The organism is Salicola sp. AFF1 (genome assembly GCF_056783195.1).
On the sequence record NZ_JBXAYL010000005.1, the window covers coordinates 125167 to 140630 of the forward strand.

The window sequence follows — 15464 nt, forward strand, 5'->3', positions numbered from 1 at the left end:
TCAATGCCGAAACGAGACGATATCCAAAGCATTCTGATTCTTGGCGCCGGTCCCATTGTGATCGGCCAGGCGTGTGAGTTTGACTATTCCGGCGCCCAGGCCTGCAAGGCGCTGCACGAGGAAGGGTTCCGGGTTATCCTGGTGAACTCCAATCCGGCGACCATCATGACCGATCCGGTGATGGCGGATGCCACCTACATTGAGCCCATCACCTGGCGCACCATTGAAAAGATCATCGAGCAGGAGCAGCCGGATGCGCTGCTGCCGACCATGGGTGGCCAGACGGCGCTGAACTGCGCCCTGGACATGGAGCGCCACGGCATCCTGCAGAAGCACGGCGTGGAGATGATTGGCGCCAACGCGGATACCATTGATAAGGCCGAGGACCGCGACCGCTTTGACAAGGCGGTGCACAACATCGGCCTGGAGACCCCGCGTGCTTCCATGGCCCACAGCATGGAAGAGGCCTACCAGGTTCTGGACTACATCGGGCTGCCCTGCATCATCCGGCCCTCGTTCACCATGGGCGGCTCCGGTGGCGGTATTGCCTACAACCGGGAGGAGTTCCACGAGATCTGTGAGCGGGGCCTGGCCCTGTCGCCCACTAATGAGCTGCTGATTGATGAGTCGCTCATTGGCTGGAAGGAATACGAAACCGAGGTGGTGCGGGATAAGAACGATAACTGCATCATTGTGTGCACCATCGAGAACATGGACTCGATGGGCGTGCATACCGGGGACTCCATTACCGTGGCGCCGTCGCAGACGCTGACGGACAAGGAATGGCAGATCATGCGCGATGCCTCGCTGGCGGTGCTGCGCGAGGTGGGGGTCGAGACCGGCGGCTCGAACGTCCAGTTCGGCATCAACCCGGCCAACGGGCGCATGGTGGTGATCGAGATGAACCCGCGGGTGTCGCGCTCCTCGGCGCTGGCGTCCAAGGCCACCGGCTTCCCCATCGCCAAGGTGGCGGCCAAGCTGGCGGTGGGCTTCACGCTGGACGAACTGAGCAACGACATCACCGGCGGCATTACGCCGGCTTCGTTTGAGCCGTCCATTGACTATGTGGTCACCAAGATCCCGCGCTTCACCTTTGAGAAGTTCCCGCAGGCCGATCCCCGGCTTACGACCCAGATGAAGTCCGTGGGCGAGGTGATGGCCATCGGTCGTACCTTCCAGGAGTCCTATCAGAAGGCGCTGCGTGGGCTGGAAACCGGCGCCTCCGGTCTGGACCCGATCCTGGAGAATACCGAGGACGCCCAGGATACGCTCATCCATGAGCTCAAGGTGCCCGGCGCCAGCCGCAGCTGGTACATCGGTGAGGCCTTCCGCCGGGGAATGAGCCTGGAGGAGGTCTTTGAGTATACCTTCATTGACCGCTGGTACCTGGTCCAGATCCAGGATCTGATCGAGGAGGAGAAGCAGCTCCAGTCCACGGGCATGGCGGACCTTGATTACAGGACGGTCTTCCGGCTCAAGCGCAAGGGCTTCTCCGATACGCGCCTGGCGAGCCTGTTGGGGGTTTCCGAGCAGAGCTTCCGCAAGCTGCGCCACGATCTGGGTGTACGGCCGGTGTACAAGCGCGTGGACACCTGTGCCGCTGAGTTCGAGTCGTCCACCGCCTACATGTACTCCAGCTATGAGGAAGAGTGTGAGGCGAACGTCAGTGACCGCAAGAAAATCGTGGTGATTGGGGGCGGCCCCAACCGCATCGGCCAGGGCATTGAGTTTGATTACTGCTGCGTGCACGCCGTGCTGGCAATGCGCGATGATGGCTATGAGACCATCATGATCAACTGCAACCCGGAAACGGTCTCCACGGACTACGACACCTCCGACCGGCTCTATTTTGAGCCCATAACCCTGGAGGATGTGCTGGAGATCGTTCAGTCCGAGAATCCGGACGGGGTGATCATCCAGTACGGCGGCCAGACGCCGCTCAAGCTGGCGCGCGGCCTGGAGGCGGCGGGCGTGCCCATCATCGGCACCAGCCCGGATGCCATCGACCGGGCGGAGGACCGGGAGCGCTTCCAGCAGATGATCAACCGGCTGGGGCTCAAGCAGCCGGCCAACGCCACGGTGCGCAGCCTGGAGGAAGGCATCCTGGTGGCGCGTGACATTGGCTACCCGCTGGTGGTGCGTCCCTCCTATGTGCTGGGTGGCCGTGCCATGGAGATCGTCTACACTGAGGAGGAGCTCAAGGAGTACATGCGCAGCGCCGTTCGGGTCTCGAACGACAGCCCGGTGCTGCTGGACCACTTCCTGAATTCCGCCATCGAGATTGATATCGACGCCGTGTGCGACGGTCAGACCGCGGTGATCGGCGGCATCATGCAGCACATTGAGCAGGCCGGGGTGCATTCCGGTGATTCCGCCTGTTCGCTGCCACCGTACACACTGCCGGAAAACGTCCAGGACCAGATGCGCGACATGGTCAAGCGCATGGCGCTGGAGCTGAACGTGGTCGGGCTCATGAACGTGCAGCTGGCCTGGCAGAACGGCGAGATCTATGTGATCGAGGTGAATCCCCGGGCCTCGCGGACCGTGCCCTTTGTCTCCAAGGCCGTGGGCCGGTCGCTGGCGCGCATTGCCGCCCGCTGTATGGTGGGCGTCAGTCTCGAGGAGCAGGGCATCACCACGGAGTCCGTGCCCCAGTACTACTCGGTGAAGGAATCGGTCTTCCCCTTCCCGAAATTCCCGTCCGTGGATCCGATCCTCGGGCCGGAAATGAAGTCCACCGGCGAGGTGATGGGCCTTGGCGACAGTTTCGACGAAGCTTTTTCCAAGGCCGCGCTGGGCTCGGGCGAAACGCTGCCCAGCTCCGGCACCGCTTTCATCAGTGTGCGTAATGCCGACAAGCCGGACGTGGTGCGCCTGGCGCGCGACCTGCTGGACGTGGGCTTCCGGCTTACCGCCACTGGGGGAACAGCCAGGGTTCTGTCCGAGGCAGGGCTCGAGGTTGAGAAAGTGAACAAGGTCCGCGAGGGTCGGCCGCACATCGTGGACGCCATCAAGAACGGCCAGGTTGACCTGATCGTGAACACCACCGAGGGGCGCAAGGCCATCGCGGATTCGGCGCAGATCCGCCAGTCAGCCCTTCAGCGCAAGGTCACCTACGCCACCACACTAACTGGCGGCGAGGCATTCTGCCGCGCCATCCGTTTCGGCTCTGAGCGCCAGGTGCGCCGCCTCCAGGATCTGCATGCGGGGTATCAACAATGAGCAACAACCGTGTTCCCATGACCAAACGGGGCGAGCAGGCCCTGCGTGACGAACTGTACCGGCTCAAATCCGAGGAGCGCCCCAGGGTTATCGCGGCGATCTCGGAAGCACGTGAGCACGGGGATCTGAAGGAAAACGCCGAGTACCACGCGGCGCGCGAGCAGCAGAGCTTTGTCGAAGGCCGGATCCAGGAGCTCGAGAGCAAGCTGGCCGCCGCTCAGGTGATCGATGTCACCACGATCGAGAAAACCGGCAAGGTGATCTTTGGCACCACCCTGCGCCTGATCAATGTGGAGACCGAGGAGGAGGTCACCTACCAGATCGTGGGTGACGACGAGGCGGACATCAAGGAAGGCCGGATCTCGGTCTCCTCACCGATCGCCCGGGCGCTGATCGGGAAGGAGGAGGGCGACGAAGTATCGGTTGAGGTGCCTTCCGGCACCGTGGAATACGAGATCAACGAAGTCATGCACATCTAGCGCTGACGCAGGTTGGAGAGCTTGGTATTGGGCTCGGCCGTGCGACGCAGCAGCACGGCCATCTTGCCGATCACCTGCACCAGTTCCGCACCCGTGACCTCACAGGCCGCATCGATCAGCTCCCGTCGTTCGTCGCGGTCCGTGGAGGCTACCTTGATCTTGATGAGCTCGTGGTCATCCAGGGCTCGCTCCAGCTCCTGCTGCAGCCCATCGGAAATGCCGTTGTCGCCGACTTGTACGACCGGTTTGAGGTCATGGGCAATAGCCCGGTATTGGCGGCGCTGTTCGGCGGATAGTGACATGATGGCGTCTCTTGATCGTATGGATTGGATAGCAGGCATGATACCAGCCGGCACAGCCCGGTTGCACCGTTTCGGAGGCAGGTTTGGCACGTTCCAAGAGCAGTGACCGGTGGTTGCGCGAGCATCACCAGGACCACTACGTGAACCAGTCCCGGGAGGACGGGTATCGCTCCCGGGCCAGTTACAAACTGATCGAGATTGACCAGAAGGACAGCCTGTTCCGCAGTGGCCAGACGGTGGTCGATCTGGGCGCCGCCCCCGGTGGCTGGTCCCAGGTGGCGGCCGAGAAGGTCGGCCCCGGCGGCATGGTGTTGGCCAGTGATATCCTGGCCATGGATCCAGTGCCGGATGTGACCTTTGTTCAGGGTGACTTTACGGAGCAGGCCGTTCTGGATGAATTGCTGGCCAGGCTGGAAGGACGCCCCGTTGACCTTGTCATTTCGGATATGGCGCCCAATATGAGTGGTGTGGCCGCCATCGATATTCCCAGCGCCATGCACCTGGTGGAGCTGGGACTCGAAATGGCCCGCGAGGTGCTGCGCCCGGGGGGTGCCTTTGTGACCAAGGTGTTCCAGGGGGAAGGCTTTGATGACCTGCTGCGGACCATGAAGCAGGACTTCCGGCGGGTGGCCAGCCGTAAGCCGGATGCCTCCAGGGCGCGTTCGCGCGAGCAGTACCAGGTGTGCACGGGATTTCGGGGGCATTAAGCGCCTGTAAGGGCTGGAGGGCCTATGGCGGCAGCCGGGCGCATTAGTGTAAGGTTTGTTTCAGGACCGTTCGAGTTCAGAGCGGGCAGACAGTATGGGTGAGTGATCTTGAACGATATGGCAAAAAATCTGGTTCTGTGGCTGGTCATCGCAGCCGTGCTGCTGATGGTATTCCAGAACTTCAGTCCGGAACCGCAGCAGCAGAAGCTCAATTATTCCGAGTTCATCGAGATGGTGCGCGGCGGTCAGGTCGAGGAAGTGACCATCGAGGGCCAGACCATCACCGGAACACGGCAGAACGGGAACGACTTCACCACCATCCGGCCGGCGGTTGAGGATCCCAACCTCATGGATGACCTCTACAATAACAATGTGGAGGTGACCGGGAAGGAGTCCTCCGGCCAGAGCATCTGGACCCAGTTGCTGGTGGCCTCCTTTCCGATCCTGATCATCATCGCCATCTTCATCTTCTTCATGCGCCAGATGCAGGGCGGCGGCGGAGGCGGCAAGGGACCCATGTCCTTTGGCAAGAGCAAGGCCCGCCTGATGAGTGAGGAGCAGGTCAAGACCGGCTTTGGCGACGTGGCCGGCGTTGACGAGGCCAAGGAGGACGTGAGGGAGCTGGTGGACTTCCTCAAGGATCCCAGCAAGTTCCAGCGCCTGGGCGGGCATATCCCTAAAGGGGTGCTCATGGTTGGCCCGCCCGGTACGGGTAAGACGCTGCTGGCCAAGGCCATTGCGGGCGAGGCCAAGGTGCCCTTCTTCACCATTTCCGGTTCGGATTTTGTGGAGATGTTCGTGGGCGTGGGCGCCTCCCGTGTGCGGGACATGTTCGAGCAGGCCAAGAAGCAGAGCCCCTGCATCATCTTTATTGACGAGCTGGATGCCGTGGGCCGCCACCGTGGGGCCGGCATGGGCGGTGGCCACGATGAGCGCGAGCAGACCCTGAACCAGATGCTGGTCGAGATGGACGGTTTTGAGGGCAACGAGGGCGTGATCGTGATCGCCGCCACCAACCGCCCGGACGTTCTGGACCCGGCGCTTCTGCGTCCCGGTCGCTTTGACCGTCAGGTAACGGTGCCCCTTCCCGATATCCGGGGTCGCGAGCAGGTGCTCAAGGTTCACCTGTCGAAGGTGCCGTTGGCGGACGGTGTTGAGCCCAGGGACATTGCGCGAGGTACGCCCGGCTTCTCCGGTGCGGACCTGGAGAACCTGGTCAACGAGGCGGCCCTGTTCGCGGCGCGGCGCAACAAGCGGCTGGTCTCCATGGACGAGCTGGAAATGGCCAAGGACAAGATCATGATGGGCTCGGAGCGCAAGTCCATGGTCATGTCCGAGAAGGAAAAGCTCAACACGGCCAATCATGAGTCCGGCCACGCCATTGTCGGGCGCTTGATGCCCGAGCATGACCCGGTCTACAAGGTCAGCATCATTCCCCGGGGGCGGGCTCTGGGCGTGACCATGTTCCTCCCGGAGGAGGACAAGTACAGTCACAGCCGGCGCTACATCATCAGCCAGATCTGCAGCCTCTTTGGCGGTCGCATCGCCGAGGAGCTGACGCTGGGCAAGGATGGTGTGACCACTGGCGCCCAGAATGACATCAAGCGTGCCACCGAGCTGGCGCACAACATGGTGACGAAATGGGGGCTGTCCGAAAAGCTCGGTCCGCTGATGTACGACGAGGACCGCAGCGAGCCGTTTGCCGGCTACGATTCCGGATCCGGCGGCAAGGGCATGTCCGGGCCCACGGCCCAGGCCATTGATGAAGAGGTGCGCCGCATCATTGATGAGTGCTATGAAACCGCCAAGCAGATCCTGGTGGATAACATGGAGAAGCTGCACCTGATGGCGGACGCACTCATGAAGTACGAAACCATTGATGGAGGCCAGATCGACGACATCATGGCCGGCAAGGTGCCGCGCCCGCCCAGTGGCTGGGATGACGATGACCAGGGTGGGGACACAGTGGTAGCCGATGTTAATGCCGGTTCCGGCTCGAACGCCGGTGATGATGAGGGCAAGGGCGAGCCTGCCGGTGAACACTGACTGCCAGGCCCCTGGCAGTCTGAACGCTCCCGGCCTTTGCCCGGGAGCGTTTTTCGTTGTGGAGACTGATTATGAGCATCCGGCCTGATCAGATGCCGTCACCAGCCGTTATGGGCGTGATCAATGCCACGCCGGATTCGTTTTCCGATGGGGGGCGTTTCAACGCTCCCGAACGCGCGCTCGCGCAGGCGAGGGCGATGGTTGAGGCTGGCGTTGACTGGGTGGATGTGGGCGGTGAGTCCACCCGCCCTGGCGCCAAACCGGTGCCCTTGCAGGAGGAACTGGACCGGGTCTGTCCCGTTATTGAGTTGATCCGGCATGAACTGGGTGTGCCGGTGTCTCTGGATACCAGCGCCCCTGAGGTGATGCGGGAAGGGGCGCGTCTGGGCGTTGGGATGATCAACGACGTGCGCTCGCTGGAGCGTGATGGGGCCGTGGATGCCGCGCGGGATTCAGGGCTTCCGGTTTGCATCATGCACCGCCAGGGGGAGCCGGACAGCATGCAGGATCGGCCTGAGTACAGCAATGTCCTGGAGGAAGTGCAGGGGTATCTGGCGCGTCGCGCCGCCGAGCTTGAGGCGGCGGGCATCACGGGGGACAGGCTCCTTTATGACCCCGGCTTTGGTTTTGGCAAGACCCTGACGCACAATCTCATTCTGCTGGAAAACCTGGAGGCGATTGTCGCCCATGGGTGGCCGGTGCTGGTGGGCATGTCGCGTAAGCGGATGATCGGTGAGGTGACGGGGCGTCCGGTGGAAGAGCGGATGCCGGGCAGCCTGGCCGCGGCGACCATGGCCATGATGAAGGGGGCGGCGGTGGTGCGGGTGCACGATGTACCAGAAACCGTGGACGCCGCCCGCATGGTGCGTGCAGCGTGGGATCAGGGTGGCCTCCGGGTATAACGGTTAAGGAATCAGCTCATGGGTGAACGCAAGTATTTTGGAACGGATGGTATTCGCGGGCAGGTGGGAGTGAGCCCGATCTCCCCGGATTTCATCCTGAAGCTGGGCTGGGCGGCCGGGCGGGCCTTCCGGCGGGAAGGTCAGGCCAATACCATGCTGATTGGCAAGGACACGCGCCTCTCGGGCTATATGTTCGAATCCGCACTGCAGGCTGGCCTTTCCGCCGCCGGCATGGATGTACGTCTTCTGGGCCCCATGCCGACGCCCGCCATTGCCTATCTGACGCGCACCTTCCGGGCGGCGGCGGGTATCGTGATCAGCGCTTCGCATAATCCGCATGGCGATAACGGGATCAAGTTCTTCTCGGCCGATGGCACCAAGCTGGACGATGCCCTGGAGGCCCGTATTGAGCAGTGGATTGATGCGGAGCTGGCGGTGGTGTCCGCGGGCGAGCTCGGCAAGGCAGCGCGTATTGATGATGCCCCGGGGCGCTACATTGAGTTCTGCAAGAGCACGGTGCCTGGCCAGTTCAGTCTTGAAGGGCTGCACCTGGTGGTGGATTGCGCCCATGGTGCAACCTACCACGTAGCGCCCGCCGTATTCCGGGAGCTGGGTGCCCGGGTCACCCCCATGGGCATGACGCCCGACGGGCTCAACATCAATGACGGCTGTGGTTCCACCTCGCCCGAGGCTATGCGCCAGCGGGTGCTGGAAACCGGGGCCGATCTGGGGGTCGCCTTCGATGGCGACGGTGATCGGGTCATCATGGTCGACCACGCCGGCCGTGAAGTGGATGGTGATGAGCTGCTCTACATCATTGCTCGGGAGCGTTTGGATGGTGGCGGCCTGCAGGGTGGCGTGGTCGGAACGCTGATGACGAACCTGGGGATTGAACAGGCCCTGGGGCGGCGGGGCATTCCCTTTGCAAGGGCGCGGGTTGGCGACCGCTATGTTATGGAGGAGTTGATCCGCCGCCAGTGGCTGATTGGTGGCGAGGGCTCGGGTCATATCGTTTGCCGGGACCGGACCACCACCGGCGACGGCATCGTCTCCGCCCTGCAGGTGCTGGTGGCGATGAATCGACGTGAATGCGGCCTGGCAACGCTGCTGTCCGATGTCACGCGGTTGCCCCAGGAAACGGTTAATGTGCGTGTAGGGCAACGCTTCAACCCGGAGCACGTTGAGGGGATCCGGGCGGCGGTCAGTGAGGCGGAATCCGAGTTGGGCGAGCGCGGCCGGATCCTGCTGCGGCCCTCGGGAACCGAGCCCGTGATACGGGTTATGGCGGAAGGTGAGGATGCGGACTACATTGGACGGCTGGTCCGCCAGTTGGCAGACGTGGTGCAGCGTGAGGCGCCCTGAGCTTCCTTGCGCTGCCCCGGGATCTTGGGTATAGTGCCGCGTCCCTGAAAAACGGCTTCTTGTATGCGACGTCGGCTGATAGCAGCAAACTGGAAACTCAATGGGGCGGGCGCTTTCGCCGCGGCGTATGCGGGCGGGTTGGTGCCCGCGCTCGAAGGGCTGGACCCGGCCGTGGAAGTGGCGGTCATGCCGCCGGCCATTCTGGTTCCGGCGTTGCGTGAGGCGCTTACTGAAAACAGCAGTCGGCGGGTCATGGTTGGTGTGCAGGACGTCTCCCCGTGGGAGTCGGGCGCGCATACGGGCGAGATCGCTGCCTCCATGGCCGCGGATCAGCATGCCAGTTTTGCGATTGTCGGCCATTCGGAGCGGCGCCAGTACTGGGCTGAGTCGGACGAGCGCATCAATGCCAAGCTGCTCCAGGCGCTGGGCGCCGGACTTGATCCCGTTCTCTGCGTTGGTGAGACCGAAGCGGAGCGCGAGGCTGGCGAGACCGAAGCCGTGGTTGCCCGCCAGATCCGGGCAGGGCTGGCGGATGTGCCCGACTCCGATTGGCGCCATATCTGCATTGCCTACGAGCCGGTGTGGGCCATTGGAACAGGGCGGAGCGCCACGGCGGAGCAGGCACAGGCGGTGCATGCGTACATCCGGGGACTTCTCGGGGAGTTGGATCCGGCCGCGGCCGAGGCGCCCGTGATTTACGGGGGCAGCGTCAAGCCTGAGACGGCTGGCGAACTGTTTGCACAGCCCGATATTGACGGCGGCCTTATCGGCGGCGCATCCCTGGATGCGAGCGATTTTGCCGCTATCTGTCGGGCCGGTTGAGAGACGGATTTATGGATTGGGTTGAAACAGGCATTCTGCTGGTACACGTGGCTGTTGCCGTGGCGCTGGTGGTGCTGGTGCTGGTGCAGCAGGGCAAGGGAGCCGACGCTGGCGCCGCCTTTGGTGGCGGTTCCTCCCAGACGGTGTTCGGGAGCTCTGGTGGCGTGGGCTTTATGGTTAAGCTCACGGCGGTGCTCGCGGCATTGTTTTTCGTAACCAGTTTTGCGCTGGCCATGTACGCCAAGCAGCGGGCTGAGGTCGGCGCTGCGGAAGGTGTTCCGACGGTGGAAGAATCCGCTCAGGAATCCGGGCAGCAGGGCGAGCCGGAGGCTGGTGGCGAGCAGGCACCGGATATTGGCACCAACGCTGGTGCGAGCGAGGCTGGCTCTGGTTCTGGAGAAGGGCAGGACAGCGACGGGAAGGACGACGGCGTCCCGTCCATCGAATAAACCCGTAAAGGGTATTGGAAAATGCGGGGTTGTTCGTTACTATACGCCCCGCAAACGACATGCCGAAGTGGTGGAAATGGTAGACACGCTAGCTTGAGGGGTTAGTGGCGCAAGCCGTGCCGGTTCAAGTCCGGCCTTCGGCACCAAACAATGGAACGGCTTGGAAGGGGTGACGCTGCTTTCCTCGGCCAAGCCGTTTTTTTTGGTCAATGCTTGACCAATTATGGGGTGATGCTTATACTTTCGCCCCTGTTTGGCGCGCAGTGTGCGTTGCCAATGCATTGTTTTGGCAGGCGCCGAGGCAATGCGCGGGGTGGCAGCACCAGCCCGCGGCACCCAGAGAGGTGCCAGGCCGTCAGAAGACGGCTGGCTTTTCGTTCGGTGGCTCCGCAGACCGGAGGCCACGTTTTGAAAAGGGGCTGGTTAGAGCCCTTTTTTTGTTTCTGGCCCTGCCAAAACCGGCGGGGCTGGTTGGTTGCAAGACAGCGGAGGCGCATTGTCCGCGAAAGTTCGCAAGCTTGAGGAAATGCTGGCCCCGGTGATTGAAGGGCTGGGATTTGTGTTCTGGGGGATTGAATACCTGGCCCAGGGCAAGCACACCACGTTAAGGGTCTACATCGATCACGGCGAGGGCATCACCGTGGATGACTGCGAGCAGGTCAGTCGCCAGGTCAGTGGTGTGCTGGATGTCGAGGATCCGATTGGAACCGGTTATACCCTCGAGGTTTCCTCTCCCGGCATGGACCGGCCGTTATTCCGGCTGGATCAGTATCGCGAGTTTATTGGGGCCAGGTTAAGTGTCCGGCTGAGCGCGCCGTTCGAAGGGCGCCGCAAATACGAAGGCATTCTGCGTGCGGTTGAGGGTGAGGATATCTGCCTCGTGGTGGGCGAGTACGAACTCCAGCTGCCGTTCGAGTCCATCGAGAGCGCGCGCATCGTTCCGGTATTCGAGTGATTTGCAGTATCAGGCTTACAGGAAAGGCAGGGCTGTTCAATGAATAAAGAAATCCTGATGGTGGTCGAAGCCGTCTCGAACGAGAAGGACGTCGATAAGGACGTGATCTTCGAAGCAATCGAGATGGCGTTGGCGACAGCGGCCAAGAAACGGTATGAGGACGAGGAGGCGGATCTGCGCGTCAGCGTGGACCGTAAGACCGGGGACTACGAGACCTACCGCCGCTGGACCATCGTGGACAATGATGCCGTACCGGCTCTGGGTACGGAGTTGACCCTTGAGGAAGCTCAGCAGCTTGATGCCTCCCTGCAGCCCGGAGATGTGCACGAGGAACAGGTCGAGTCTGTTTCCTTTGGCCGTATCGGTGCCCAGGCCGCCAAGCAGATCATTTTCCAGAAGGTGCGCGAAGCGGAGCGTGCCCGGGTGGTCGACAGTTACCGCGAGCATGTGGGCGAGCTGATTTCCGGCTCGGTCAAGAAGGTAACCCGGGATAACGTTATCGTGGATCTGGGCAGCAACGCCGAAGCCCTGTTGCCGCGTGATCAGCTGATCCCGCGCGAAACGTTCCGCATGGGGGATCGGGTGCGGGCGCTGCTTAAAGACATCCGCAGCGACCACAGGGGCCAGCAGCTGATCCTGAGCCGGACCAGTCCTCAGATGCTCATCGAGCTGTTCCGCATTGAGGTTCCCGAGATTGCCGAGGAGCTCATCAACATCAAGGGCGCGGCACGCGATCCCGGGTCCCGTGCCAAGATCGCGGTCAAGACCAACGATGGGCGTATTGATCCGGTCGGTGCCTGTGTGGGCATGCGGGGTGCCCGTGTCCAGGCGGTTTCCAATGAACTTGGCGGCGAGCGCGTGGACATCGTCACGTTTGACGACAATCCGGCCCAGCTGGTGATCAATGCCATGGCGCCGGCCGAAGTGGTCTCCATCGTGATTGATGAGGATACAAGCTCCATGGAAGTGGCCGTAGCCGAGGACAATCTGGCGCAGGCCATTGGTCGTGGGGGGCAGAACGTACGCCTTGCGAGTGAGCTTACCGGATGGGAGCTCAACGTGATGACCGAGAGCGAGGCCGAGGAGAAACAGGAAAAGGAAGCGCAGCGGTTGGTGGAACACTTCCAGCGCTTCCTGGATGCGGACGAGGAATTGGCTCAGGTGCTGGTGGAGGAAGGCTTTACCACGCTTGAGGAGATTGCCTATGTGCCGCGTGACGAAATGCTGGCCATTGAAGGCTTTGATGAGGACCTGGTTGAGCAACTGCGAGAGCGTGCCCGCGACGGAATGCTGAACGAGGCGCTTGCCTCCGGAACCGAAAGCCAGCAGGGCGGTGGTGAACCCCAGGAGGATCTGGTCGGTATGGACGGCATGGATCCGGAGCTGGCACAGGCGCTTGCTGGCAAGGGCATCTACAGCATGGAAGACCTGGCGGAGCAGTCCGTGGATGAGCTACTCGACATTGAGGGTATGGATGAAGATCGGGCGGGTCAGCTCATCATGACCGCGCGCGCACCCTGGTTCGAGGGCCAGGAATAATCGGGAGAGGAGGACCAGTATGGCCGAAGTAACCGTTAAGCAATTGGCCGAAGACGTAGGCGCTCCCGTTGATCGCTTGCTCCGTCAATTTGAGGAAGCCGGCTTGAGCAAGCGGGCGGAAGACGACGTGGTGACGGACGATGAAAAGCAGACGCTGCTGGCGTATCTGCGCCGTAACCAGAGTGGGACTGAAAGCGGCGGACCGAGCAAGGTAACGCTCAAGCGCCGGACCACAACCCAGCTGCGCACTGGCGGCGGCAGCCGCGGCAGCAGTGGCAAGACCGTGAATGTGGAGGTGCGCAAGAAGCGGACCTATGTCAAGCGCTCGGAGGCCCAGGGCCAGTCCGAGGGCGATGCCTCGCAGCAGCAGGCGGAAGAGGCTGCCGCGCAGGCTCGGGAAGCCGAAGAACAACCCGAAGGGGAAGAAAGTGCCGAGGCGGCTGAGCAGCAGGCCCAGGCGGCCGGTGAAGCGGCCCAGCCCGGCACAGGCGAGCACAGTGAGTCGTCCACCGAAAGTCCGGCCGAGGTGGAAGGCGCCGATGCTGAGGTAGCGACGTCTGATGAGTCGGCTGATGGCGAACCGGAAGCTCAGGCTCCGGAGGAAGAGCCGGCGGTTGCCCCCGAGCCGGCGAAGGAGGATACGCGCAAGCATACCAAGAAGAAGAAGGGTAAGCCGGAGCGCGAGGACGACGACGGCAAGCAGAAGAACAAAGGCGGCAAGGCAGCGGCCCAGAAAGGGGCCAAGAAGCCGCGTGTTGAAGAAGAACTGGCTGAACTCGATACATCGCCGGAAGGTGGGGAAGAGGCCGAAGCGGCCCCCGCCGAGGAAGAGCCGCCGCGCAAGCCGTTGCGCTCGTCCCGGCGGAAGAAGCAGCAGCAGCGCCAGAAGCGTCATGTTTTCGAGAAGCCGACCAAGCCCAAGGTGAATGAAGTGGAAATTCCGGAAACCATCACGGTCGCTGATCTCGCCCAGCGCATGGCCGTCAAGGCAGGCGAGGTGATCAAGACCCTGATGGGCATGGGTGTCATGGCCACCATCAATCAGGCCCTGGATCAGGAAACCGCGATCCTGGTGGTCGAGGAAATGGGCCATAAGGCCAAGTCGGTCCGTGAGGACGAGATCGAAGAGGAAGTGCTCAGCGATATCGAATACGAGGGCGAGGCCGAAGCCCGTGCGCCGGTGATCAGTGTCATGGGCCACGTTGACCACGGCAAAACCTCACTGCTCGACTACATCCGCAAGACGAAGGTTGCCAGTGGTGAATCCGGTGGCATTACCCAGCACATTGGTGCCTACCACGTTGAAACCGGGCACGGGATGATCACCTTCCTGGACACGCCCGGACACGCTGCGTTTTCCGAGATGCGTGCCCGTGGTGCTCATTCCACGGACATCGTCATCCTGGTGGTTGCGGCTGACGACGGCGTCATGCCGCAGACCAAGGAGGCGGTCCAGCACGCGCGGGCTGCCGGCGTACCGCTGGTGATTGCCGTCAACAAGGTGGACAAGCCCGATGCGGACCCGGACCGGGTCAAGAACGAGCTGGTCGGCCTTGAAGTGGTGCCGGAAGAGTGGGGCGGTGAAACCCAGTTCGTGCACGTTTCGGCCCATAGCGGCGAAGGCATTGACAATCTGCTGGAAGCGATCCTGCTGCAGGCGGAAATCCAGGAGCTGTCCGCAGTGCCGAAAGGGCCCGCCAAGGGGACCGTGGTGGAGTCCAGCATGGAGAAAGGCCGTGGCTCCGTGGCCACACTGTTGGTCCAGAACGGCACATTGCACAAGGGGGATGTGATCGTTGCCGGCATGTACTTTGGCCGTATCCGTGCCATGGTGGATGAGACCGGGGCCCATGTAGAGACCGCCGGACCCTCCATTCCGGTGGAGGTGCTGGGGCTCAACGGTACCCCCAGCGCTGGTGACGAGTTTGTCCGTGTGGCGGACGAGAAAAAGGCGAAGGAGCTGGCAGAGTACCGCCAGGAGAAAGAGCGTGAGCAGCGCCTCCATCGCCAGCAGGCCGCCAAGCTCGAAAACCTGTTCGAGAATATGGGCAAGGAGGAGGTCAAGAGCCTCAATGTCATCGTCAAGGCGGACGTGCAGGGGTCGCTGGAAGCGATCACCGGCGCTCTCCAGGACCTGGGCAACGAGGAAGTCGAGGTCCAGGTGGTCTCCAGCGGTGTTGGTGGCATTTCCGAGTCCGACATCAACCTTGCGATCACCAGCGAGTCCGTGGTCTTCGGCTTTAATGTCCGCGCGACACCGGCCGCCAAGAAACTGGCGGAGCAGGAAGACGTGGATCTGCGCTACTACAGCGTCATCTATAACCTGATTGATGACGTCAAGGGAGCGCTGACCGGTATGCTCAAGCCCGAGTACCGTGAGGAGATCCTCGGTATCGCGGAGGTCCGTGATACCTTCCGGTCACCTCGCTTTGGCCAGGTTGCCGGCTGCATGGTGACCGAAGGCCATGTGTACCGGAACAAGCCGATCCGGGTACTGCGTGACAACGTGGTGATCTTCGAGGGTGAGCTCCAGTCCCTGCGCCGGTTCAAGGATGACGTGAACGAAGTGCGCAACGGCATGGAATGCGGTATCGGCGTGAAGGGATATGACGTGAAAGTAGGCGACCAGATCGAGGTCTTTGACCGGATCCAGGTCGAGCGCAAGCTCAATTGATCGGG

At 62.2% G+C, this 15464-nt stretch carries 12 protein-coding genes and 1 tRNA gene; 12 read left to right on the forward strand and 1 reads right to left on the reverse strand.

Features of this window, described 5'->3' with window-relative positions; genetic code table 11:
• Positions 1-3: 3 nt before the first annotated feature.
• On the forward strand, positions 4-3222 hold the full coding sequence (carB, locus tag AC1RQI_RS05030; protein ID WP_481903911.1) for a carbamoyl-phosphate synthase large subunit: 3219 nt from the start codon (positions 4-6) through the stop codon (positions 3220-3222).
• Positions 3219-3701, forward strand: coding sequence for a transcription elongation factor GreA (gene greA, locus AC1RQI_RS05035; protein ID WP_481903912.1), 483 nt, complete (start codon positions 3219-3221; stop codon positions 3699-3701). Before carB ends, greA begins: the two co-directional genes overlap by 4 nt.
• Here the strand turns inward: greA and yhbY are convergent.
• On the reverse strand, positions 3698-4003 hold the full coding sequence (yhbY, locus tag AC1RQI_RS05040) for a ribosome assembly RNA-binding protein YhbY (RefSeq protein ID WP_481903913.1): 306 nt from the start codon (positions 4001-4003) through the stop codon (positions 3698-3700). The genes greA and yhbY overlap by 4 nt on opposite strands.
• Before the next feature lie 83 nt (positions 4004-4086).
• On the opposite strand from yhbY, the gene rlmE reads away from it, so the two are divergent.
• The 10 genes from rlmE to infB all read left to right on the forward strand — a co-directional run bounded on the left by rlmE (position 4087) and on the right by infB (position 15459).
• On the forward strand, positions 4087-4710 hold the full coding sequence (rlmE, locus tag AC1RQI_RS05045) for a 23S rRNA (uridine(2552)-2'-O)-methyltransferase RlmE (RefSeq protein WP_481903914.1): 624 nt from the start codon (positions 4087-4089) through the stop codon (positions 4708-4710).
• Positions 4711-4818: 108 nt separating this feature from the next.
• Complete coding sequence (ftsH, locus tag AC1RQI_RS05050; RefSeq protein WP_481903915.1) at positions 4819-6756, forward strand: ATP-dependent zinc metalloprotease FtsH; 1938 nt, start codon at positions 4819-4821, stop codon at positions 6754-6756.
• A 71-nt stretch (positions 6757-6827) separates the two neighbouring features.
• Positions 6828-7658, forward strand: coding sequence for a dihydropteroate synthase (gene folP, locus AC1RQI_RS05055; RefSeq protein ID WP_481903916.1), 831 nt, complete (start codon positions 6828-6830; stop codon positions 7656-7658).
• 18 nt (positions 7659-7676) lie between these two features.
• The gene (gene glmM, locus AC1RQI_RS05060) at positions 7677-9020 is read left to right on the forward strand and encodes a phosphoglucosamine mutase (RefSeq protein ID WP_481903917.1); all 1344 of its coding nucleotides are present in this window, start codon (positions 7677-7679) and stop codon (positions 9018-9020) included.
• 63 nt (positions 9021-9083) lie between these two features.
• Complete coding sequence (gene tpiA, locus AC1RQI_RS05065; RefSeq protein ID WP_416633398.1) at positions 9084-9842, forward strand: triose-phosphate isomerase; 759 nt, start codon at positions 9084-9086, stop codon at positions 9840-9842.
• Positions 9843-9853: 11 nt separating this feature from the next.
• Positions 9854-10291, forward strand: a complete 438-nt coding sequence (gene secG, locus AC1RQI_RS05070; protein ID WP_481903918.1) for a preprotein translocase subunit SecG — start codon at positions 9854-9856, stop codon at positions 10289-10291.
• 61 nt (positions 10292-10352) lie between these two features.
• Positions 10353-10437: transfer RNA gene (locus AC1RQI_RS05075), tRNA-Leu, on the forward strand.
• 350 nt (positions 10438-10787) lie between these two features.
• Positions 10788-11246, forward strand: coding sequence for a ribosome maturation factor RimP (gene rimP / locus AC1RQI_RS05080; protein WP_416633400.1), 459 nt, complete (start codon positions 10788-10790; stop codon positions 11244-11246).
• A gap of 39 nt (positions 11247-11285) precedes the next feature.
• On the forward strand, positions 11286-12785 hold the full coding sequence (nusA, locus tag AC1RQI_RS05085) for a transcription termination factor NusA (protein ID WP_481903919.1): 1500 nt from the start codon (positions 11286-11288) through the stop codon (positions 12783-12785).
• Positions 12786-12804: 19 nt separating this feature from the next.
• On the forward strand, positions 12805-15459 hold the full coding sequence (gene infB, locus AC1RQI_RS05090) for a translation initiation factor IF-2 (RefSeq protein ID WP_481903920.1): 2655 nt from the start codon (positions 12805-12807) through the stop codon (positions 15457-15459).
• Positions 15460-15464: the final 5 nt, after the last annotated feature.